The organism is Bordetella holmesii, from assembly GCF_020735985.1.
In the GTDB taxonomy this organism is placed as follows: domain Bacteria; phylum Pseudomonadota; class Gammaproteobacteria; order Burkholderiales; family Burkholderiaceae_B; genus Bordetella; species Bordetella holmesii.
Genome location: NZ_CP085973.1, coordinates 1657870 through 1679199, shown reverse-complemented (window position 1 = coordinate 1679199; position 21330 = coordinate 1657870). Strand labels below are relative to the sequence as shown.

The 21330-nt window shown below is 63.2% G+C and carries 17 protein-coding genes; 9 read left to right on the top strand and 8 right to left on the bottom strand.

Annotated features, from left to right (window positions below; all coding sequences use genetic code 11):
• Positions 1-7: 7 nt before the first annotated feature.
• Positions 8-2719 (bottom strand): pyruvate dehydrogenase (acetyl-transferring), homodimeric type, encoded by a 2712-nt coding sequence (gene aceE, locus LK440_RS07975; protein ID WP_005013703.1) that lies wholly within the window; start codon positions 2717-2719, stop codon positions 8-10.
• 545 nt (positions 2720-3264) lie between these two features.
• On the opposite strand from aceE, the gene LK440_RS07970 reads away from it, so the two are divergent.
• From LK440_RS07970 to LK440_RS07950, 5 genes are all read left to right on the top strand, one after another.
• Positions 3265-5019: a PAS domain-containing sensor histidine kinase gene (locus LK440_RS07970; protein ID WP_005013704.1), complete on the top strand. Its 1755-nt coding sequence runs from the start codon at positions 3265-3267 to the stop codon at positions 5017-5019.
• Positions 5016-5642 carry a response regulator transcription factor gene (locus tag LK440_RS07965; RefSeq protein ID WP_005013705.1) on the top strand — a complete coding sequence of 209 codons (627 nt, stop codon included), beginning with the start codon at positions 5016-5018 and terminating at the stop codon, positions 5640-5642. Before LK440_RS07970 ends, LK440_RS07965 begins: the two co-directional genes overlap by 4 nt.
• The gene (gene folD, locus LK440_RS07960; RefSeq protein ID WP_005013706.1) at positions 5639-6493 is read left to right on the top strand and encodes a bifunctional methylenetetrahydrofolate dehydrogenase/methenyltetrahydrofolate cyclohydrolase FolD; all 855 of its coding nucleotides are present in this window, start codon (positions 5639-5641) and stop codon (positions 6491-6493) included. The genes LK440_RS07965 and folD overlap by 4 nt, the downstream gene beginning before the upstream one ends.
• 119 nt (positions 6494-6612) lie before the next feature.
• On the top strand, positions 6613-8667 hold the full coding sequence (locus tag LK440_RS07955; RefSeq protein ID WP_005013707.1) for a M3 family metallopeptidase: 2055 nt from the start codon (positions 6613-6615) through the stop codon (positions 8665-8667).
• Between the two features lie 109 nt (positions 8668-8776).
• Positions 8777-9727 carry an IS481-like element IS481 family transposase gene (locus tag LK440_RS07950; protein ID WP_005012067.1) on the top strand — a complete coding sequence of 317 codons (951 nt, stop codon included), beginning with the start codon at positions 8777-8779 and terminating at the stop codon, positions 9725-9727.
• Here LK440_RS07950 and LK440_RS07945 read toward each other — a convergent pair.
• Complete coding sequence (locus LK440_RS07945) at positions 9724-10239, bottom strand: class I SAM-dependent methyltransferase (protein ID WP_005013708.1); 516 nt, start codon at positions 10237-10239, stop codon at positions 9724-9726. The two genes, LK440_RS07950 and LK440_RS07945, sit on opposite strands and share 4 nt — an antisense overlap.
• 33 nt (positions 10240-10272) lie before the next feature.
• Entirely contained in the window at positions 10273-10407 is a 135-nt protein-coding gene (locus LK440_RS17870; RefSeq protein WP_017685863.1) for a hypothetical protein, read from the bottom strand.
• A gap of 189 nt (positions 10408-10596) precedes the next feature.
• Between LK440_RS17870 and LK440_RS07940 the strand changes: the two genes are divergently transcribed.
• Both LK440_RS07940 and LK440_RS07935 read left to right on the top strand, forming a co-directional pair.
• Positions 10597-11217 carry an SCO family protein gene (locus LK440_RS07940; RefSeq protein WP_005013710.1) on the top strand — a complete coding sequence of 207 codons (621 nt, stop codon included), beginning with the start codon at positions 10597-10599 and terminating at the stop codon, positions 11215-11217.
• Between the two features lie 99 nt (positions 11218-11316).
• Entirely contained in the window at positions 11317-11568 is a 252-nt protein-coding gene (locus LK440_RS07935; RefSeq protein ID WP_005013711.1) for a GlsB/YeaQ/YmgE family stress response membrane protein, read from the top strand.
• 87 nt (positions 11569-11655) lie between these two features.
• Here the strand turns inward: LK440_RS07935 and adeC are convergent, their stop codons facing one another.
• From adeC to LK440_RS07920, 3 genes are read right to left on the bottom strand one after another with little or no spacing between them, the layout of a single operon-like run.
• Positions 11656-13134: an AdeC/AdeK/OprM family multidrug efflux complex outer membrane factor gene (gene adeC / locus LK440_RS07930; RefSeq protein WP_005013712.1), complete on the bottom strand. Its 1479-nt coding sequence runs from the start codon at positions 13132-13134 to the stop codon at positions 11656-11658.
• Positions 13131-16301, bottom strand: coding sequence for an efflux RND transporter permease subunit (locus LK440_RS07925; protein WP_005013714.1), 3171 nt, complete (start codon positions 16299-16301; stop codon positions 13131-13133). The genes adeC and LK440_RS07925 overlap by 4 nt, the downstream gene beginning before the upstream one ends.
• A gap of 12 nt (positions 16302-16313) precedes the next feature.
• On the bottom strand, positions 16314-17510 hold the full coding sequence (locus LK440_RS07920) for an efflux RND transporter periplasmic adaptor subunit (protein WP_005013715.1): 1197 nt from the start codon (positions 17508-17510) through the stop codon (positions 16314-16316).
• A 209-nt stretch (positions 17511-17719) separates the two neighbouring features.
• On the opposite strand from LK440_RS07920, the gene LK440_RS07915 reads away from it, so the two are divergent.
• Positions 17720-18631, top strand: a complete 912-nt coding sequence (locus tag LK440_RS07915; protein ID WP_025341441.1) for a LysR family transcriptional regulator — start codon at positions 17720-17722, stop codon at positions 18629-18631.
• A 67-nt stretch (positions 18632-18698) separates the two neighbouring features.
• On the opposite strand, the gene LK440_RS07910 is transcribed toward LK440_RS07915, so the two are convergent.
• A complete protein-coding gene (locus LK440_RS07910) occupies positions 18699-19430 on the bottom strand; it encodes a pseudouridine synthase (RefSeq protein ID WP_005013718.1) in 732 nt (243 codons plus the stop codon).
• A 65-nt stretch (positions 19431-19495) separates the two neighbouring features.
• On the opposite strand from LK440_RS07910, the gene LK440_RS07905 reads away from it, so the two are divergent.
• A complete protein-coding gene (locus LK440_RS07905) occupies positions 19496-20131 on the top strand; it encodes a chorismate--pyruvate lyase family protein (protein WP_005013719.1) in 636 nt (211 codons plus the stop codon).
• On the opposite strand, the gene LK440_RS07900 is transcribed toward LK440_RS07905, so the two are convergent.
• Positions 20117-21208: an MFS transporter gene (locus LK440_RS07900; RefSeq protein ID WP_230580935.1), complete on the bottom strand. Its 1092-nt coding sequence runs from the start codon at positions 21206-21208 to the stop codon at positions 20117-20119. The two genes, LK440_RS07905 and LK440_RS07900, sit on opposite strands and share 15 nt — an antisense overlap.
• Positions 21209-21330 lie beyond the last annotated feature (122 nt).

The window sequence follows — 21330 nt, the reverse complement described above, 5'->3', positions numbered from 1 at the left end:
TCTACCCTCAGGCGTATTGCGGGTTGGCTTTGTTCGGGTTGATGCCGTACTTCTTGATCGCCTCGGCGACCTTGGCAGCCGGCACCTTGCCTTCGTCGGCCAGCGCCTTGAGCGCGGCCACGACCACGAAATGACGATCGATCTCGAAGTGCTCGCGCAGCTTGCTGCGGAAGTCCGACCGGCCAAAGCCGTCCGTGCCAAGCACCTTGTATTCGCGGCCCTTGGGCATGAAGGGGCGGATCTGATCGGCGAACAGCTTCATGTAGTCGGTCGACGCGATGATGGGGCCATCGGTCGAGGCCAGTTGTTCGGTCACGTAGGCCACCTGAGCGGGCGCTTCCGGGTGCAACATGTTGAAGCGTTCGGTATCCAGGCCATTGCGGCGCAGCTCGGTGAAGCTAGTCACGCTCCAGACGTCGGATGCCACGCCCCAATCGGCGTCCAGCAGATCCTGCGCGGCCATCACTTCACGCAAAATCGTGCCAGAGCCCATCAGCTGCACGCGGGCCTTGGCCTTGGCGGCGCCCTTGGACTGCAGCTTGTACATGCCCTTGATGATGCCGTCCTCGTCGCCCGCTTTCAGGCCCGGCTGGACGTAGTTCTCGTTCATCACTGTCAGGTAGTAATACACATTCTCCTGATCTTCGACCATGCGCTTCATGCCATGCTGGACGATGACGGCCAGTTCGTGGGCAAACGTCGGGTCATAGGACACGCAGTTGGGGATGGTCGACGCCAGGATGTGGCTGTGGCCGTCCTCGTGCTGCAGGCCTTCGCCATTGAGCGTGGTGCGTCCGGCAGTCCCACCCAGCAAGAAGCCGCGGGCCTGCATGTCGCCAGCCGCCCAGGCCAGGTCGCCGATACGCTGGAAGCCGAACATCGAGTAATAGATGAAGAACGGCACCATGATGCGGTTGTTGGTGGAGTACGACGTGGCCGCCGCGATCCACGAGCTCATGGCACCCGCTTCGTTGATGCCTTCCTGCAGGAGCTGACCGTCGGCGGACTCCTTGTAGTACATGACCTGGTCCTTGTCGACCGGCACATACTTCTGGCCTTCGGGAGCATAAATGCCGATCTGGCGGAACAGGCCTTCCATACCGAAGGTGCGCGACTCATCGGCCAGGATGGGCACCACGCGCGGCCCGATCTGCTTGTCGCGCAGAATCTGATTCAAGACCCGCACAAACGCCTGGGTGGTCGAAATCTCACGCCCTTCGGCGGTGGGCTCCAGCACGGACTTGAAGGCTTCGAGCGCGGGCACCTTGAGCTGCTCGTCGGCTTTCTGGCGACGCTTGGGCAGGTAACCGCCCAGCGCCTTACGGCGCTCGTGCAGGTACTTCATCTCCGGCGAGTCTTCCGCCGGCTTGAAGTACGGCAGGTTCTCGAGCTGATCGTCGGCGATGGGGATGCCGAAGCGATCGCGGAATTCGCGGATCGAATCCAGCTCGAGCTTTTTCTGCTGGTGCGTGGGGTTCTTGGCCTGGCCCACCTGGCCCAGGCCATAGCCCTTGATGGTCTTGGCCAGAATGACCGTGGGTTGGCCGTTGTGGTTGGAGGCCGCGTCAAACGCCGCGTACACCTTATGCGGATCGTGGCCGCCGCGGTTCAAGCGCCAGATGTCTTCATCGCTCATGCGGGCAACGGCTTCGAGCAGCTTGGGATGCTTGCCGAAGAAATGCTCGCGCACGAACTTGCCGTCATTGGCCTTGTACGCCTGGTACTCGCCGTCGACGGTCTCTTCCATGATCTTGCGCAGGATGCCTTCCTTGTCATGCGCCAGCAGCGGGTCCCAATACCCGCCCCAGATCAGCTTGATCACATTCCAGCCCGAACCGCGGAAGTCGCCTTCCAGTTCCTGGATGATCTTGCCGTTGCCGCGCACCGGGCCGTCGAGGCGCTGCAGGTTGCAGTTCACGACGAAAATCAGGTTGTCGAGCTTTTCGCGGGCAGCCAGGGCGATCGCGCCCAAGGATTCGGGTTCGTCCATTTCGCCGTCGCCGCAGAAGACCCAGACCTTGCGCTTGCTGGTGTCCGCAATGCCACGGGCATGCAGGTACTTCAAGAAGCGTGCCTGATAGATAGCCATCAGCGGGCCCAGGCCCATGGACACCGTCGGGAACTGCCAGAAATCCGGCATCAACTTCGGGTGCGGGTAAGAAGACAGGCCTTTGCCGTCGACTTCCTGACGGAAGTGATTCAGTTGCTCTTCGGTCAGGCGGCCTTCGAGATAGGCGCGGCCGTACATGCCGGGCGAGGTGTGGCCCTGGAAATACACCAGGTCGCCGCCATGATCGTCGCTCTCTGCATGCCAGAAGTGGTTCTGACCGCAACCGATCATGGTCGCCAGCGAGGCAAACGAGGCAATGTGCCCGCCCAGGTCGCCGCCATCGGCCGGGTTATGCTTGTTGGCCTTGACCACCATGGCCATCGCGTTCCAGCGCACATAGGAGCGAATCCGCGACTCCAGCTCCAGATTGCCCGGATGCGCGGGCTCCAGGCCCGGCGGGATGGTGTTGACGTAGGCCGTATTGGGCGAGAACGGGATGTGGGCGCCGGAGCGGCGAGCCTCATCAATCAGGCGCTCCAGAAGGTAGTGCGCGCGTTGCGGACCTTCGCGATCGAGGACGGCAGCCAGGGCTTCCAGCCACTCCTGGGTTTCTTGGGTGTCTTCGTCGTTGGCAGCCAGAAGGCCGCCGGCCTGAGCGGGAGAGGACATCGTGTGTCTCCTGATGGGGTTTCTTGGACCACACCCCGTGTATGGGTAAGCGGGGTACAGAAGTTTATGCGCGCCGACACCCCTCGATCGAATCAGGGGCGCCAACCATCGAAGCGCGCATTCTAAGTAGCTAGGTTAGCCCGGAGCAAGAAAAATTTCATGTTGCGGTACGGCATTTCATAATGCGGAATATTGACAGTTTTCTGAATCGTCTGGGCGCGCCGCCCTTGCCTTCATCCGACACGCTCCACCCCTCGATGGCGCTCGGAATACCCGGTAAATCCAGCCCCGCCAGCCCAACGGGTGGCGGCGCCGGGCGCGCCGTGCAGGATCGTGTCGCCCGCATGTGGCGGCGCAGCCAGCCAGCTCCTCATAGACAAAAAAAATCAAAATGCCGCGCCCGGCACCGTAATATGGCGCAGTGCAGCATCGAAATATTCGCCTCGCCGGCAACCCGCCTCGTCCCGGCGGCTTGAGCGGCGCAGGTGCCCGGCCCATCCGCGCCCTATTACCCGTAAAATACGCAGCCTAACGGCCGTATGCCCATGTTCAGTCCCGCCAAGTCCAACATCCCGAATTCATTCCACGATCACGCCCGCTCACGCCGGCGCGGTCTGTATTGGGTGACGCCCGCGCTGGTGCTCGTCCTCTATATATGTGTGATGGGCATGTTTTTCTGGCTGCAACGCATCCATGACGACAGCGTCATGTTCGTGACCATCGACCAGGAGTTGCGCCAGCAGCGCCTGCTGTGGGTGGTTCTGGCCCTGTCCATCGTCATCATCATCAGTCTGCTGATGCTGTGGCGCTACACGCGTTTTCGCTCGACCGCCGAAGCCGCCCTCATCGCCGAAACCGGCTTTCGCCGCGCGATGGAGAACTCCATGTCCACCGGTATGCGCGTGCTGGACATGGAAGGCCGCATCGCCTATGTCAATCCCGCCTTTTGCCGGATGATAGGCTGGAACGAAGCCGACCTCATCGGCCGCAGCCCGCCCTTTCCCTATTGGGTGCCAGGCCGTCATGAGCAACATCAGCACACGCTCGATGTACTGGTGTCCGGCAAAACACCCTCCAGCGGCCTGGAGGTCGAAGCCCAGCGCCGCGATGGCTCTCGCTTTACCGCGCGCATGTATGTCTCGCCGCTGCTGGACCCCAACGGCACGCAGATCGGCTGGATGACATCCATGACCGACATCACCGAACCCAAGCGTATCCGGGAAGCATTGACCGCCGCGCACGAGCGCTTCATGACGGTGCTCGAAGGGTTGGACGACGCCATTTCGGTCACCGCCGATACCCATGACGGGCTGGAGCTGCTGTTTGCCAACCGCACCTACCGCCGCGTCTTTGGCGCGCAGACCGGCGGGCACGACGAATTGCTGGCCGGGCGCCGTGGCCGCTTTACGGATGAGTCCGTGGAAGTCTTTGCGCCCTCGGTGCAGCGTTGGTTCGAGGTCCATCACCGCATGTTGGCCTGGACCGATGGCCGCCGTGTGCGCATGCAGGTGGCGCGCGACATCACCGAACGCCGCACGCACGAGGAAACCTCGCGCCTGCAACAAGAAAAAATCCAGATCACCAGCCGCCTGACCACCATGGGCGAAATGGCCTCCTCGCTCGCGCACGAGCTGAACCAGCCGCTGACGGCCATCGCCAACTACAGCATGGGCGCCGTGGCCCTGGTCAAGGCCGGCCACACCAGCCCCACCATGCTATTGCCAGCACTGGAAAAAGCCGCTGCGCAGGCCGAGCGGGCGGGCAAGATCATCAGCCGCATCCGCGAGTTCGTCAAACGCAGCGAACCCCGCCGCCAGCGCGTGCCCATCGGCCGTATCGTCGACAACGCCATCGGATTTGCCGAAATCGACGCGCGCAAACGCCGCATCCGTATCGACAGTTTCGTGCCCTCGACCGCGCCGGATGTGATGGCCGATCCCATCCTGATTGAACAGGTGCTGCTGAATCTGCTGAAAAACGGCCTCGAAGCCATGGAAGGCAGCACCTCCGATGAACTCAAGGTCGCGGTGATTCCCCACGACAACCTGATGGAAGTGGCCGTGGTCGATCGCGGCCACGGCATTGCCGAGCCCGAGCGGCTCTTCGAACCGTTCTTCAGCACCAAGTCCCAGGGCCTGGGCATGGGGCTGAACATCTGCCGTACCATTATCGAATCGCATCACGGCCGTTTGTGGGCCGATCCCAATCCGGCTGGCGGAACCATCTTCCGCTTTACCTTGCCCTGTGCGGCGCCAGAAGCGCCTGCCCGGAATGATCAGTCAGAGGAGTTGCACGCATGAACACCCCCCACCTGTCGAGCACGGTATACATAGTCGATGACGACGAAGCAGTCCGCGATTCCTTGCGCTGGCTGCTGGAAGCCAACGGCTATCGGGTGCGCGCTTTCGCCAGCGGCGAAACCTTTCTCGATGAATACGACGCCGCCCAGGTCGGCGTTCTCATCGCGGATGTCCGCATGCCCGGCATGAGCGGCCTCGAACTGCAAGAACAGTTGATCGCCCGCAACGCCCCGCTGCCCATCGTCTTCATCACCGGTCACGGCGACGTGCCCATGGCGGTATCGACCATGAAGAAAGGCGCCATCGATTTTCTCGAGAAGCCTTTCAACGAGTCGGATCTGCGCGAGATCGTCGCGCGCATGCTCGAGCAGGCAGCGCAGCGCATCTCCCAGCATCAGGCACAGAAAGACCACGAAGCCATGCTGGCGCGCCTGACCGCGCGCGAGCAACAGGTGCTCGAGCGCATTGTCGCCGGCCGCCTGAACAAACAGATCGCCGACGACCTGGGCATCAGCATCAAGACCGTCGAGGCGCATCGCGCCAACATCATGGAAAAACTGGAAGTGACCACCGTAGCCGACCTCATGAAAGTCGCCTTGGCCAAACCCGAGGCCCACGCATGACCGCAAGAATCATTGATGGCGTCGCCCTGTCGCAGCGTATCCGTGAGGAAGTCGCTCAACGTGTGGCGGCGCTGTCCGCAAAAGGCGTGCGCCCCGGCCTGGCGGTCGTCCTCGTGGGCGAAGACCCGGCCTCCCACGTGTATGTGCGCAACAAGGTCGCCGCCTGCGAAAAAGCCGGTTTGCATTCGGTCAAAGAGCAATACCCTGCCGATCTGAGCGAAGCCGACCTGCTGGCGCGCATCGATGCGCTCAATCGCGATCCGGCCATCCACGGCATTCTGGTGCAGCTGCCTCTGCCGGCGCATCTGGATGCCCACAAGGTCATCGAAGCCATCGCCCCCGAGAAAGATGTCGATGGCTTTCACATCAGCAATGCGGGCCTGCTGATGACCGGGCAGCCGCTGATCCGTCCGTGCACGCCCTACGGCGTCATGAAGATGCTCGAAGCCGAAGGCGTCAATCTGCGCGGCGCCGAGGCCGTGGTGGTCGGTGCCAGCAATATCGTCGGCAAGCCCATGGCCATGCTGCTGCTGGCCGCCGGCGCCACCGTCACGCTTTGCAATTCCAAAACGCGTGACCTGGGCGCACAGACCCGCCGCGCCGACGTGCTGGTGGTGGCCACGGGCCGGGCGCGCATGATCACCGGCGACATGGTCAAACCTGGCGTCGTCGTGATCGACGTCGGTATCAACCGCGGCTCAGACGGCAAACTGTGCGGCGACGTGGATTTCGCCAGCGCCAGCCAGGTGGCCGCGGCCATCACCCCGGTGCCAGGCGGCGTCGGCCCCATGACCATCGCCATGCTGCTGGTCAATACGGTTGAGGCTGCCGAGCGCACCCTCGCTGCCTGACCCCAATGCCCGGCACGTCTGCCGGGCATTGCAATCCCTGGCATGCTCCCCATATATCAAACAAGGGCCGGCCGCCACGCGCCGGCTCGCCCTGTCACGCCTTCTCTAATCGGACTCCCATGACCCAGAATCCGCTGCTCGCCCCCGTGGCCGACCTGCTTGACTACGCCAGCGTCAAACCCGAACATATTGCCCCGGCCATCGACGAGCTGCTGGCTCTGGCACGCCAGGCGGTGGACGCTGCGGCCGACCCGGCCCGCCCAGCCACCTGGGAGGCCATCGTCGAACCGCTGGACACGCGTTCCGAGCTCCTGTGGCGCGCCTGGTCGGTGGCCGGCCACCTCAATGCCGTGGTCAATACGCCGGAGTTGCGCGAGGCCTACAACGCGGCGCTACCCAAAGTCACCGAGTTCTCGACCTGGGTCGGCCTGCATGAGGGGCTATACCGGCAATATCAGCGTCTGTCGCAGGCCGACGATTTCGCCCACTGGTCGCCCGTGCGCCGTCGCGTGATCGAACTGGCGCTGCGCGACTTCCGCTTGAGCGGCGTGGAACTGCAAGGCGAAGCACGCGCCCGCTACGCCGAGATCTCCGATCGGCAGGCGCAGGCCTCGCAGAAGTTCTCCGAAAATGTGCTCGACGCGATCGACGCCTGGAGTCTGCACCTGGACGACGCGACCCGGCTGCATGGCGTGCCGGCCGATGTCGTGGCCGCTGCGGCCGATGCCGCGCGCGAGCAAGGCCAGGACGGCCATCTGCTCACGCTCAAGATGCCTTACTACCTGCCGGTGATGCAGTACGCCCACGACCGCTCCTTGCGCGAAACGATGTATCGCGCGTATGGCACCGTGGCCTCCGAGCAGGGTCAACCCCAATTCGATAACTCCGCGCTCATCGAGGAATTGCTGGCCCTGCGCGCCGAAGAAGCCGCGCTACTGAAATTTGCCAGTTTTGCCGAGCTGCGCCTGCAAACCCGCATGGCCGCCTCGGCCAGCGAAGTCACGGCCTTTCTGCGTGACCTGGCCGGCCGCGCCAAGCCCCACGCCCAGCGTGACCTGGCCGAACTGCGGGCCTTCGGCAAGAGCGAACTCGGCCTGGACGATCTGCAACCCTGGGATGTGCCCTTTGTCTCGGAACGGCTGCGCGAAACCCGCTACGCCTACTCCAAAGACGAGATCAAGCAGTACTTCACCGAACCACGTGTATTGGCGGGCCTGTTCGACGTGATCGAAACGCTGTTCGACGTACGTCTGCAGGCAGCCGATGTCTCGACCTGGCATGCGGACGCGCGAGGCGTGCGCGTGACGTCCGCCCAAGGCAAGACGCTGGGCTACCTCTATCTGGATCTGTACGCCCGCGCCGGCAAGCAAAGCGGTGCCTGGGTCGACAGCGAGCGCAACCGCCGTCTGGTCGGCGGCACGGTACAGACGCCGGTTGCCTATCTGACCTGCAATTTCTCACGCCCCAATGGTGGCAAGGCGGCGCTGCTCACCCATGACGACGTCATCACCCTCTTTCACGAAACCGGCCATGCCCTGCACGCGCTGCTGTCGGAAGTCGACGAACCGGGCGCCTCGGCATTTGCCAGTGTCGAATGGGACGCCATCGAACTGCCCTCGCAATTCATGGAGAACTTCTGCTGGGAATGGGCCGTCGTGCAGAAACTGTCGGCCCATGTCGACAGCGGCCAGCCGTTGCCGCGCGAGCTTTTTGACAAGCTGCTGGCAGCTCGAAACTTCCAAAGCGGCATGCAGGCCGTGCGTCAGATCGAGTTCGCGCTGTTTGACATGCTGATGCACGATCGCGCCGGTGGAATGCCCATCGCCGAGGTCCTGTCGCTGCTGCAGACGGTACGCGCCGAAGTGGCCGTGCTGTTCCCGCCGGCATGGCATCGCTTCCCGCATGCGTTCTCTCATCTGTTTGCCGGCGGTTACGGCGCGGGCTACTACAGCTACAAGTGGGCCGAAGTGCTGTCGGCCGATGCCTATGAAGCCTTTGAGGAGGCTGCGCAGGCAGGCAGTATCCTGAACCCGGCAACGGGCCAGCGATTCCGCCGCGAAATCCTCGCTGTCGGCGGCGCTCGGCCCGCGGCCGAGTCCTTTGCCGCGTTCCGCGGCCGCGCACCGCGCATCGATGCCCTGCTGCGTCACAGTGGTATGCTCGAATCCGCCTGATGCCCGGCTAGCTGTGAAGATTCAATAGGTTGTATGCATGGTTCATCCGAACCGGATTTGAGAAACTGGAAATCGCCAACCCCCCAGTTCACTCAAGGAGCCCGGCCGGATGAACACCCATAAGCATGCCCGATTGACCTTCCTACGTCGACTCGAAATGGTCCAGCAATTGATCGCCCATCAAGTTTGTGTACCTGAAGCGGCCCGCGCCTATGGGGTCACCGCGCCGACTGTGCGCAAATGGCTGGGCCGCTTCCTGGCTCAGGGCCAGGCGGGCTTGGCCGATGCGTCCTCGCGCCCGACGGTCTCGCCCCGAGCGATTGCGCCGGCCAAGGCGCTGGCTATCGTGGAGCTGCGCCGCAAGCGGCTGACCCAAGCGCGCATCGCCCAGGCGCTGGGCGTGTCAGCCAGCACCGTCAGCCGCGTCCTGGCCCGCGCCGGTCTGTCGCACCTGGCCGACCTGGAGCCGGCCGAGCCGGTGGTGCGCTACGAGCATCAGGCCCCCGGCGATCTGCTGCACATCGACATCAAGAAGCTGGGACGTATCCAGCGCCCTGGCCACCGGGTCACGGGCAACCGACGCGATACCGTTGAGGGGGCCGGCTGGGACTTCGTCTTCGTGGCCATCGATGACCACGCCCGCGTGGCCTTCACCGACATCCACCCCGACGAGCGCTTCCCCAGCGCCGTCCAGTTCCTCAAGGACGCAGTGGCCTACTACCAGCGCCTGGGCGTGACCATCCAGCGCTTGCTCACCGACAATGGCTCGGCCTTTCGCAGCCGCGCCTTCGCCGCGCTGTGCCATGAGCTGGGCATCAAGCACCGCTTTACCCGACCTTACCGCCCACAGACCAATGGCAAGGCCGAACGCTTCATCCAGTCGGCCTTGCGTGAGTGGGCTTACGCTCACACCTACCAGAACTCCCAACACCGAGCCGATGCCATGAAATCCTGGCTACACCACTACAACTGGCATCGACCCCACCAAGGCATCGGGCGCGCTGTACCCATCTCCAGACTCAACCTGGACGAATACAACCTATTGACAGTTCACAGCTAGCGCGGCGGTCGCCTGGCGGAGACTACCAGCCAGCGGCCATGCAAGGATTGCACCGAACCCGCCTGCCGCCAATAGGCCGCATGGCGGGGATCGCGGCGCATCTGCTGGCGGCAATACAGCCGCGATGGCAATGCCAGTATGTGTTCGACCCAGCGTTTGGGTTTGGGCTCTTCGACCTCATGCAGCCGGATATCCTCATAGCCGGCATGCGTCAGTAGTAGGTGCAACAGCGGGAAATTCCAGGCGAAGTACGTGATGTAGTCCCTGCCACGGCGGCGTCCGACCATGGGCCGGAACCCGGAATGAAACCCGCGCAGCAGAAACTGCCGCCGGGAACGCTGGTACCACGTGTTGGGTGTGGTGACGACCAGCAGGCCGCCCGGCCGCAGGGCCTGGAAGAACCCTGCCAGCGCCAGGCCCGGATTGGTCAGCAGGTGGATGGCCTCGCAGCAGACCACCGCATCGTAGCGCTGCGACAACCTCAGCGGCTCATCCAGGTCTTGCTCACGCACCTCACGGTAGCAAGCCGGATCTCGCGGAAACTCCTACAACCCCACGCCATCGAGCACCATGGCGCTGCTGCGCTCGCCCAACCATCCCGTGCCACAAGGCGCATCCAGGACGTCCCGCACCCCATCGCGCGACAAAATATCAAGAACGACGGAATGGTACGGACGCATACTGACTGCACTGCCTGACTGTGAGGGGCCAGGGTGGCCCCAGGTGAACCGGAGCAAAAATTCTAGCCAAGCCCCGCGCCCATGGCGGATCAGGCAACGATGCCAGACGTACTCACCGCCAGGCAGCCGCTGACGGGCCTGCGCGTTAGAATCAAGTCAGTTCAACGACTTCCGGCGCCTCTCTGCCCTATGCTGCGCAACCGTTCGCCCGGCTCCGTCCTGCCTGCCCTGTTTCTGATGCTCTGCCTGAGCCTGGCGGCCTGTGGCGAGCGAAATGCCAATTGGTCGCTCTATGACGTAAAGGGGCATTTGCCAGACCTGCGGTTTAGCCTGCCTGCGGCAGGCGGTAAAACACTCAGCAGCGAAGACCTCAAAGGCAAAACCGTGCTGTTGTTCTTTGGCTATGCCAGTTGTCCGGACATCTGTCCAACCACCATGGCACAACTGACGGCAGTCCTGCAGCAACTGGGCGAGCGGGCCCGCGACGTACGCATCCTGTTTGTCAGCGTGGATCCGCATCGGGACACCCCCGATATTCTGCAGGCCTACGTCAACGCCTTTAACAACCAGGCCCTGGGCGTTACAGGCAGCGAAAAACAGATCGCCGATATGGCACGCCGCTATCGTGTCGCCTACCAGATAGAGAAACCCAAGCCCGGTTACGCTGCGGACCAGTATGATGTCACCCATAGCCGGGGCGTCTATATCTTCGACAACGAAGGCCGGGCGCGGTTGTTGGCCTCCGACACCGACAGCGTGGCGGACATCACCAAGGATGTGAAGCATCTGCTCGACATCACTCAAGGCTGACTGCGCAAGAGTCGGCTCTGCGGATACACCAGTTGTTACACCCGGCGCGCCTGCCTCATGAGTATGATGCTGCCACTATCCCTGGAGAAGGAGTGCAGCATGAGCATCATCATCATGATCATCGTGGGCTTCGTCGTGGGGCTTATCGCCCGTGCGCTGATGCCCGGAGATCAAAGCATGGGCATCATCATGACGACCATACTCGGTATCGTCGGCTCGGTTGTCGCCGGGTATCTCGGCCAATCGCTGGGATGGTATGCGCCGGGCGAACCGGCAGGCTGGATCGCCTCGGTCGTCGGCGCCATCATCGTCTTGTTCGTGGTGGGGCTCATCGCCCGCAAGCGCGCCTGAGGCCACGGCAACACGCTGCCGCAGGCAGATTACCCAAAAAGGGCGGGCACATTACGTGCCCGCCCTTTTTCAATCACGGCTCATCCCTTATTGCGACGACGCGGTGGTGGCGGCATCCGCGCTAACGGTATGTTCTGTCCAGCCCCCGCCCAAAGACTTGTACAGCGTGATCAGATTGGTCAGCCGCGACAGGCGCGTATCGACCAGGGCCTGCTGCGCGGTATACAGCGAACGCTGTGAGTCGAGCACGCTCAGGTAATCGGCCACGCCCTGGCGGAAACGCTGATCCGACAAGGTGTAAGCCCGCTGGCTCGCATCGACCAAAAGCCGCTGCGCGGCAATCTGATCGTCCAGCGTGGCGCGCCCGGCCAGCCCGTCCGCCACTTCCCGGAAGCCCGTCTGGATGGCCTTCTCATAATTGGCCACCTCGATGCGCTTGCGCACGTGGGCCAGATCCAAGTCGGCCATGAGCGAGCCGCCGGCAAAGATCGGCAGGGATATCTGGGGCGCGAAACTCCACGCACCCGAACCCGCCTTGAACAAGCCGCCCAACGAAGCGCTGGCGGTGCCGGCCATGCCGGTCAGGCTGATGCTGGGGAAGAACGCCGCACGCGCGGCACCGATATTGGCATTGGCCCCGCGCAGGACATGCTCGGCCGCCCTGACGTCCGGACGGCGTGACAGCAGATCCGATGGCAGACCTGCCGGCAGATCGGCGATGACGATGTCATCCGGCAGGCTTTTGGATTCGTCCAACTGCGCCAGCACATCGGCAGGCAACGGCTGGCCCGCCAGCAGCGTCAGCGCATTACGATCCTGAGCGACCTGCCGCAGATATTGCGACTGATTGCGCTGCGCCGTTCGCAGTGAGATCTCGGCCTGGCTCAGATCCAGCGCCGTTCCCACGCCCTGGTCATAACTCTGTTTGGTGAGTTTGTATGAGTTTTCCTGAGAGGACAGCGTGTCCTTGGTCAGTTGCAGCAGTTCCTGATCGGCCCTGAGCGTCAGGTAGGCCTGGGCCGTCTCGGCGATCAAGGCCAGTTGAGTGGCGATGCGGGTCTCATCCTGAGCCAGATAGGTTTGCAAAGCCTGTTCACTCAGGCTCTGAATGCGGCCAAAGAGATCCAACTCCCACGACGAGATGGCGCCACCGACGCGATACTGGCGCGAAATCTCCGGTCTGCCCGTCTGCGTCAGGTCGCCGGGCGAGCGTTGTACGGTGGTATCGCCCGCCACGCCCAGGGAGGGCAAGAGGTCCGCGCGCTGTATCCGGTACTGCGCGCGCGCTGCCTCGACGTTGAGGGCGGCTACGCGCATGTCCCGATTGTTGGCCAGCGCCAGTGCAATGATCCGCTGCAACAGCGGATCATGGAAAAACTCGCGCCAGCCCACATCGGCGGCTGCGACCTGACCGGCAGGCTGTTGCGCCGCCACGCCATAGGCCGGGCCGCTCGGATACAGCGTGTCAACAGGGGCATCCGGACGCTGATAAGTAGGCGCCAGAGAGCAACCCGCCAGGGCGCCCGCCAGCGACATCGACAATAAGGTTTTCATGGTCGGGATCATTGCGGCTGATCTCCGTTGGAATGGGGATGCAATGCCTCTTCTTCGGCGTGGATGTCGGCCCGGCGCCGGACTTTGAACAGGCGCAGGATCACCACGAAGAACAAGGGCACGAAAAAGATGGCCAGGAAGGTGCCCGACAGCATGCCGCCAATTACGCCGGTACCGATGGCGTGCTGGCTGCCCGAGCCCGCACCGCTGGAAATCGCCAGCGGCACCACACCCAGCACGAAGGCCATGGACGTCATGAGAATCGGCCGCAGGCGTTGCCGCGCCGCATGGATCGCGGCCTCGGTCAAACCGGCGCCCTTTTCATAGTGTTCCTTGGCGAACTCCACGATGAGGATGGCATTTTTGGCCGCCAGCCCAACGGTGGTGAGCAGCCCGACCTGGAAATACACGTCATTGGACAGGCCGCGCATCAAGGTTGCCGCCAAGGCCCCAAGCACCCCCAGCGGGACCACCAGCATCACCGCCGTCGGGATACTCCAACTCTCGTACAGCGCTGCCAGGCACAGGAAGACCACAATCAGCGAGATGGCATACAAGGCGGGAGCCTGGGCGCCAGACAGACGCTCTTCGAAGGACAGGCCGGTCCATTCGAAACCGATACCCGTCGGCAGCTTCGCGGCGATGCGTTCCATTTCGGCCATGGCCTCGCCCGAGCTGCGGCCTGGCGCCGGCTCACCCTGGATGTTGTAGGCCGGCACACCGTTGTAGCGGTTGAGCTTTTGTGGCCCGAAGGTCCAGTGCGCCTTGGCAAACGCCGAGAACGGCACCATATCGCCCGACGTATTGCGCACATACCACTTGTCCAGGTCGTCGGGCAGCATGCGTGACGCCGCCTCGCCCTGGACGAAGACCTTCTTGACGCGGCCCCGATCGATGAAGTCATTGACGTACGACGAACCCCAGGCGGTCGACAGCGTGCTGTTGATGTCCGAGATGGCCACGCCCAGTGCGCGCGCCTTCTCGCGATCGATATCCAGCTGGTACTGAGGCGCATCCTCGATCCCGTTGGGACGCACGCGCGCCAGCACCGGGCTCTGGGAGGCCTCACCGAGCAACTGATTGCGCGCGGCCAGCAATTTCTCGTGCCCCACCCCGGCGCGGTCCTGGAGCATGAAGTCAAAGCCGCTGGCGTTGCCCAGCTCCATCACGGCTGGCGGCGCGAAGGCGAACACCTGCGCATCGTGGATATGCGTGGCGAAATAGCCATTGATGCGTTGTGCCACGGCGCCGGCGCGCAACGAGCTGCCGGAACGATTTTTCCAGTCACGCAGCTTGATGAACAGAATGGCGGCATTCTGGCCCCGTCCCCCGAACGAAAAGCCGGAGACCGCGAAGACCGATGCCACCGAATCCTTCTCGTCGTTGAGCAGGTAGTTGACGGCCTGGTCGATGACGACCTTGGTGCGCTCGGCCGATGCACCCGACGGCGCCTGTACCTGGGCAAACAGAATGCCCAGGTCTTCTTCAGGCAGAAAGGCCGTCGGAATACGTGTAAACAGCCAGCCCATGGCCAGAATCAGCACCACATACAGCACCAGAAGCCGCTTGCCTCGCGTAAGGCTGCGGCCCACGACGTTGGCGTAGCCCTCGGTGGAGCGCTCAAACGAACGATTGAACCAGCCGAAGAACCCTTTCTTGGTGCCGTGGTGGCCCTTGGGCACGGGCTTGAGCAAGGTAGCGCACAACGCCGGCGTAAAGACGACCGCCACCAGCACCGACAACACCATGGAAGACACGATGGTGATGGAGAACTGGCGGTAGATCACGCCCGTCGAACCGCCGAAGAAGGCCATGGGAATGAACACGGCCGACAGCACCATCGCGATGCCGACCAGCGCACCTGTGATCTGTCCCATGGATTTGCGCGTTGCCGCTTTGGGAGACAGTCCCTCCTCCACCATCAGCCGCTCGACGTTTTCGACCACGACGATGGCGTCATCGACCAGCAGTCCAATGGCCAGCACCATGCCGAACATGGTCAGGGTGTTGATGGAATAGCCGAATGCCGCCAGCACCCCGAAAGTGCCCAGCAGCACCACGGGCACGGCCAATGTCGGAATGAGCGTGGCGCGCACATTCTGCAAAAAGAGGTACATCACCAGGAACACGAGCACGATGGCCTCGAGCAGCGTGTGGATCACGCTCTCGATGGACAGGCTGACGAACGGCGTCGTGTCGTAGGGATAGACGACCTCCATCCCCGGCGGGAAATACGGCTTGAGATTGTTGATGGTGTCACGCACCGCCTGGGCGGTATCCAACGCATTGGCGCCGGTGGCCAGCTTGACCGCCAGCCCCGAAGCGGGCTTGCCGTTGTAATAGCTGTCGATGGAGTAACCCTGCGCACCCAGCTCGATCTTGGCAACATCGCGCAGACGCACCTGCGACCCATCGGTATTGACCTTGAGCAGGATGTCGCCGAATTCTTCGGGCGTCTGCAAGCGAGTCGGGCCGATGACGGTGGCGTTCAGTTGCTGACCACGCGTGGCCGGCAGGCTGCCCAACTGGCCCGAAGAAACCTGAACGTTCTGCTCTTTGATCGCATTGGTGACGTCCGAGGCCGACAGGTTGTAGTTGATCAGCTTCTCGGGACTGAGCCATATACGCATCGCGTACGAGGCACCAAACAGCTGGAAGTCCCCCACGCCTGGAGTACGGCTGATCGGATCCTGTACATAGGAAGCCACGTAGTCGGCAAGGTCCGACTTGTCCATGGTGCCATCGGAAGAGACAAAGCCGGCGACAATAAGAAAGTTCTTCGTCGCTTTGGTCACGCGTATCCCCTGCTGCTGCACTTCCTGCGGCAACAGGGGCTGGGCGACGGCCAGCTTGTTCTGCACTTGTACCTGGGCAGTGTCAGGGTTGGTGCCCTGGCCAAACGTCAAGGTAATGGACACACTGCCATCCGAGTTGCTCTCGGAGGAAATGTATTCCAGGTTGTCGATACCATTCATCTGCTGCTCGATCACCTGGACCACCGTGTCCTGCACGGTCTGGGCCGACGCGCCCGGGTAGGTCACGTTGATGGCGATCGCAGGTGGCGCAATACTGGGGTATTGCGCTACAGGCAGGCTGAGGATGGACAAGGCGCCGGCCATCATCAGAACGATAGCGATCACCCAGGCGAATACCGGCCTGTCGATAAAAAACTTTGCCATGCGCTGGCTCCCTTACTTTGCTGCCGGCGCCTGGCCGCCCTGCCCGGCCGGCGCGGATGCGCCGGCTTGATATTCCTGTGCGGTGACTTCGACGCCGGGCCGCACGGACTGCAGCCCCTCGACGATGACGCGATCACCCGCTGCCAGCCCCTTGGTCACCAGCCACTGGTCGCCCAGTGCGCGGTCGGTGACGAGTTCGCGCAACTCGACCTTGTTCTCACCATTGACCACCAGCGCCGTCGGCAGGCCACGCTGACTGCGCGCCACGCCACGCTGCGGCACGAGCAGGCCATCGGCGGCTACGCCCTGCGCCAGGCGCGCCCGAACGAACATGCCGGGCAGCAATTCATGCTTGGCATTGGGAAACAAGGCGCGCAGTGTCACCGATCCGGTCGTCGGGTCGACCGTCACTTCGGAGAATTCCAGCTTGCCCGGCGCGTCGTAGACGCTGCCGTCTTCGAGCATGAGAGTGACTTTGGCGGCTTGCGCACCGTCGGCCTGCTGCAACTGACCGGTGGCCAGGGCGCGCTTGAGCTTGAGCAGTTGAACGCTGGATTGCGTCACATCGACATAAATCGGGTCGATTTGCTGCACCGAAGCAATGGCGCCGGTCTGGTTGGCCGTTACCAACGCGCCTTCCGTGACCTGCGAGCGGCCGATGATGCCGTCGATGGGTGCAAGCACCTTGGTGTAGACGAGGTTGATGCGGGCCGTCTCCAGCGCGGCCTTGGCCGACAGCACATCGGCGGCGGCCTGATCGCGCGAGCTCACAGCGTCGTCATAGGTCTGACGGCTCACGGCCCGGGTTTCGACCAGGGGCTTGTATCGATCCACCAGCAGCGCGGCCGTGCGTTGTTGCGCTTGGGCCCGTGCCAGCGCCGCTTTGGCGCTGTCGTACGTCGCCTGATAGACGGAAGGGTCGATCTGATAGAGCTGCTGGCCGGCACGCACGTCCCCGCCCTCGGTGAAGAGGCGTTTTTGCACAATGCCATTGACCTGTGGCCGGACCTCGGCGACGCGGAAGGCCGATGTCCGGCCAGGCAATTCCGTCGAAAGCGAAACAGGCTGCGTCTTCAAGGTCACCACGCCCACCTGGGGTTTGCCGGCCTGAGGCGCAGCTTGCTCCTTGCCGCAGCCGGACAATGCGAGGGCAATCGCCGCCACTGAAAACGCGGCAGCACCGCGCCATACCTGCTTCTTGCTTTTCATATGATCCTTCCCGAATCCAAGCTATCTCCGGCCACGGACCTGCACCCCGCGGCCAGTACGCATTTTGCTGCAATGCAAAACGTAATATTTTCCTTTATGCCGCCGCAGAAACAAAGTCGTCAATTTCGAAAACATCATTCCAAATATGGGACAATAAAAGGACGCCAAAGACCTTAAGCTCCTACCCGATGAACAACCGACTGCAAGGCATGGAACTCTTTGTCGAGGTGGCCAAGACACGCAATTTCAGCCGTGCGGCCGAAAAACTCGGCATACCCAAATCGACGCTCTCGCGCCAGGTGGCCGACCTCGAGCGATCGATCGGCCTGCAATTGCTGGCCCGCACCACGCGCAAGGTCGAACTCACCCCGGCCGGACAGCTCTATTTCGACCGTTGCCAACGCATCGTGGCCGAAGCGCAGGTCGTGCACGAAGAACTGCAAAATCTGCTCGAAACCCCCTCCGGTCCGCTACGCGTAAACCTGCCTGCCGACTTCGGCACAGAGTTTCTGGCCGAGTGCTTCGTCGAATTCTCGCTACGCTACCCCGACGTGGATTTTTACTTGGACATTGCCAGCCCCGAGCATGCGACACGGGTGTTCCAGGCCTGCGATGTCGCCATACAGATCGGTGAATTGCCCGACTCCACCCAGATTGCGCGCCTGCTGGGCAAACTTCCGGCTTACCTCTACGCATCGCCGGACTACCTTGCCCGCCGCGGCCGCCCACAGCATCCCGATGATCTGATCCACCACGAGTGCATGGAGTTCCGGGTAGGACACGCGGGACGTGTCACGCGCTGGCCCCTGACCGACGGGCTCCATCACATCGAAATCACGCCCGGCAAACGTTACTCCGTCAACAGCGTGTCCATGCTGCGCAGTCTGACGGGATTGGGCGCGGGCATTGCCATCCTGGGCAGTGTGCGTGGCGACGAAAGCCGCCCGCTGGAAAGGGTGCTGCCCGACTGGCATGCCGGCCCTTTTCCGGTCTATGCGGTCACCGACACCCGGCTACTGCCCGCCAAGACACGCATCTTCATCGAATTTCTGATGGAGCGCCTGGACATGCAGGGGCCGGGCGAAAAGCATAGCGCCCGCCTGTTCCCCGACACCGCCTGAACCAGGCATTTGTAATCCCTGAAACTGGTTTGCACGACTCTGAGCGAATTGGCGGGCTTGGCCGGGCTCAGAAGCCCTCGTCCTCGCGCAGGTAACGCCACTGCCCCAGGGGCAAATCGCCCAGTCGGATGCGGCCGATCCGGACCCGTTTCAGGCCCACGACCTTGAGGCCGACCAATTCGCACATGCGCCGGATCTGCCGCTTCTTGCCCTCGCGCAGCACAAAACGCAACTGGTCGTCGTTCTGCCAGCGCACATCTGCCGGCTTAAGCGGCTTGCCATCCAGCGTCAGGCCATGATTTAGCACGGCCAGGCCACGCTCGCTCAACTTGCCATCGACCCGGACCAGATATTCTTTGTCGACCGCCGAATCCTCGCCAATGAGTTGTTTGGCGATACGCCCGTCCTGGGTGAGGATGAGCAGCCCCTGCGAATCGATGTCCAGCCGCCCGGCCACGGCCAAGCCGCGCAGATGCGTGCGGTCAAAGCGGCGTCGCGAGCGGTCGCCCTCGAACTGGCTGCGCGCATCGACCAGGGCGGCCGCCGGCGTGTAGCCGTCCTCGGCCTGTCCGGACACATAACCGATGGGCTTGTTGATCAGAATGGTGACCAGCGACGTCTGCGCCGCGCGGGCGGCGCGTTCCAGCGTGATGGTCTGATCGGGATAGGCCTTCGCGCCCAGTTCGGACACCACCACGCCATCGACCCGAACCCAGCCTCGCTCGATGTAGCCGTCGGCTTCGCGGCGCGAGCACAGGCCGCGCTCGGACATCAACTTGGAGATACGTACTTTTTCCATGGCGCGTATTGTAAAGCGATGCCGCGCTACACCTGTCACGCCGCCTGTTGGCATAATACGTAGCCATGACCGTCCTGTATCAAGCACCGCTGGCCGCTGGCTGGCTGACCCGCGCGCCCTATGTCCTGACACCCGCCCAACGCCATTGGCTATTCCGCCCTGGCGCGCTGACGGCTGGCCTGCGTCAGTTGGGCCAGGTGCGCCTGCGCGTGGTGGCCGAGTATGCCGAAGGGGCCGCGCCCGATGAGGCGCAAGCCATGCATATCGCACCGGGTTCGGCAGTATGGGTGCGTGAGGTATTGATGTCCGTCGATGGCGTCGACAGCGTTCCCGCGCGCAGTCTCACGCCGTTGACGGCCTCGCATGGTAGCTGGCAAGGGATGCGGCGTCTGCTGACCCGGCCGCTGGCCGACATGCTCTATCATGACCGCAGCGTCATCCGCTCCCCCTTTGCCTGCCGCCGCCTGACCTCTGCCCAGCCTTTTTACCGCATGATCGCCAGGCTGCCCTCGGTCACGCCTGCCGATGCGCGCGCGTTATGGGCGCGGCGATCGGTATTCTGGCGCCACAGGCAACCACTTTTGGTGGCGGAATGTTTTCTCCCGGAATTCTGGCTGCACGCCGGGCGCACGCAGCCACCGCTCAAAGCCCATGACCGCCGGGCGGGCATTCCCGCTCAGGCCATCTCACCGCGCCGCTGACTGGCGCCGGCGCAGGCCCATTGCAAGCATCAAACCGGCCGCAGCGGCGAGCGCGCCAATGAGAAAGACGTGACCGTAACCGCTGCGATCGGCCAGCAGGCCGGCCAAGGGGCCCGTCAGGCCATAGGCCAGATCCTGGAACGCGGAAAAGGCACCCAGTGCCGTTGCGCGCTGGGCGGGCTCGACGCGCATCACGACCTCGCGCCCCATGGAAGGAAACACCATCGAGCACCCCAAACCCGTGAGAAAGGCGCCTGCCAGCGCCATCCCGGGGCTGTCGGCCAACCCGATCATGAGTTGGCCGGCGGCCTCCACGGCCAACGAGGCCATGACGACGGGCAGGCCGCCCACTCGGTCGGGCAGGTGCCCACAAACCAGACGCACCAGTACGAAACCGGCACCGAAAGCCGTCAAACCCAGGCCGGCATACTCCCAATGGCGCTGCAGAAAATGTAAGGCAAAGAACGCGCCAATGGCAGCAAAGCCTATGCCTTGCAGGCACACGACCGTACCGTACGGCCAGATGCGGCCCAGGATAGGAAGAAACCCTCGACGGGCGCCGGCAGCCTGAAGCGGCGAGCCTGGCAACGACAGGGTGCCGACCAACGCGATCAGAGGCAGCACCGAGGCGGCAAGCATCACGCCGCCAAACCCGAGATGCGCGAACAAGGCCAGGCCGACCGGCCCACCCAGCGCCAGCGCGCCATACATGGCCGCGCCGATCAGCGCCAGGACGCGCCCGGAACTGGCGGCGCCGACCAACGCAATGCCCCAGGTGACCACGCCAACGGCGACCAGACTTTCACCCAGGCCCAGTAGTACACGGCCGGCCAACAGCACGGCAAAGGCGGCCCAATGGGAACTCAGACTGGCGGTCCACGACAAGCCTATGCCCAGCATGTAGATCAAAAGACCGCGTACGGTCACCGGTTTGACGCCCACGCGGTCGGCCAGCCCGCCCGCATAGGTGCGTGTAAAGATAGTGGCCAGAAACGCGCTGCCGGCGGCCAGACCGGCCCAGAAATTGTCCAAACCCAGGGTGTCGGCCACATAGACCGGCACGACCGGAAAGGACATGCCTATGCAGAGGTAGCAAACAAAGAGGACGGCCGTGAGCCACAGCAGACGGGCGCCGTGGGGAACGGATCGAAAGAAAGGAAACACTATTTTCTCCATGCTGGCCCGGCGGCGGCGGGTGC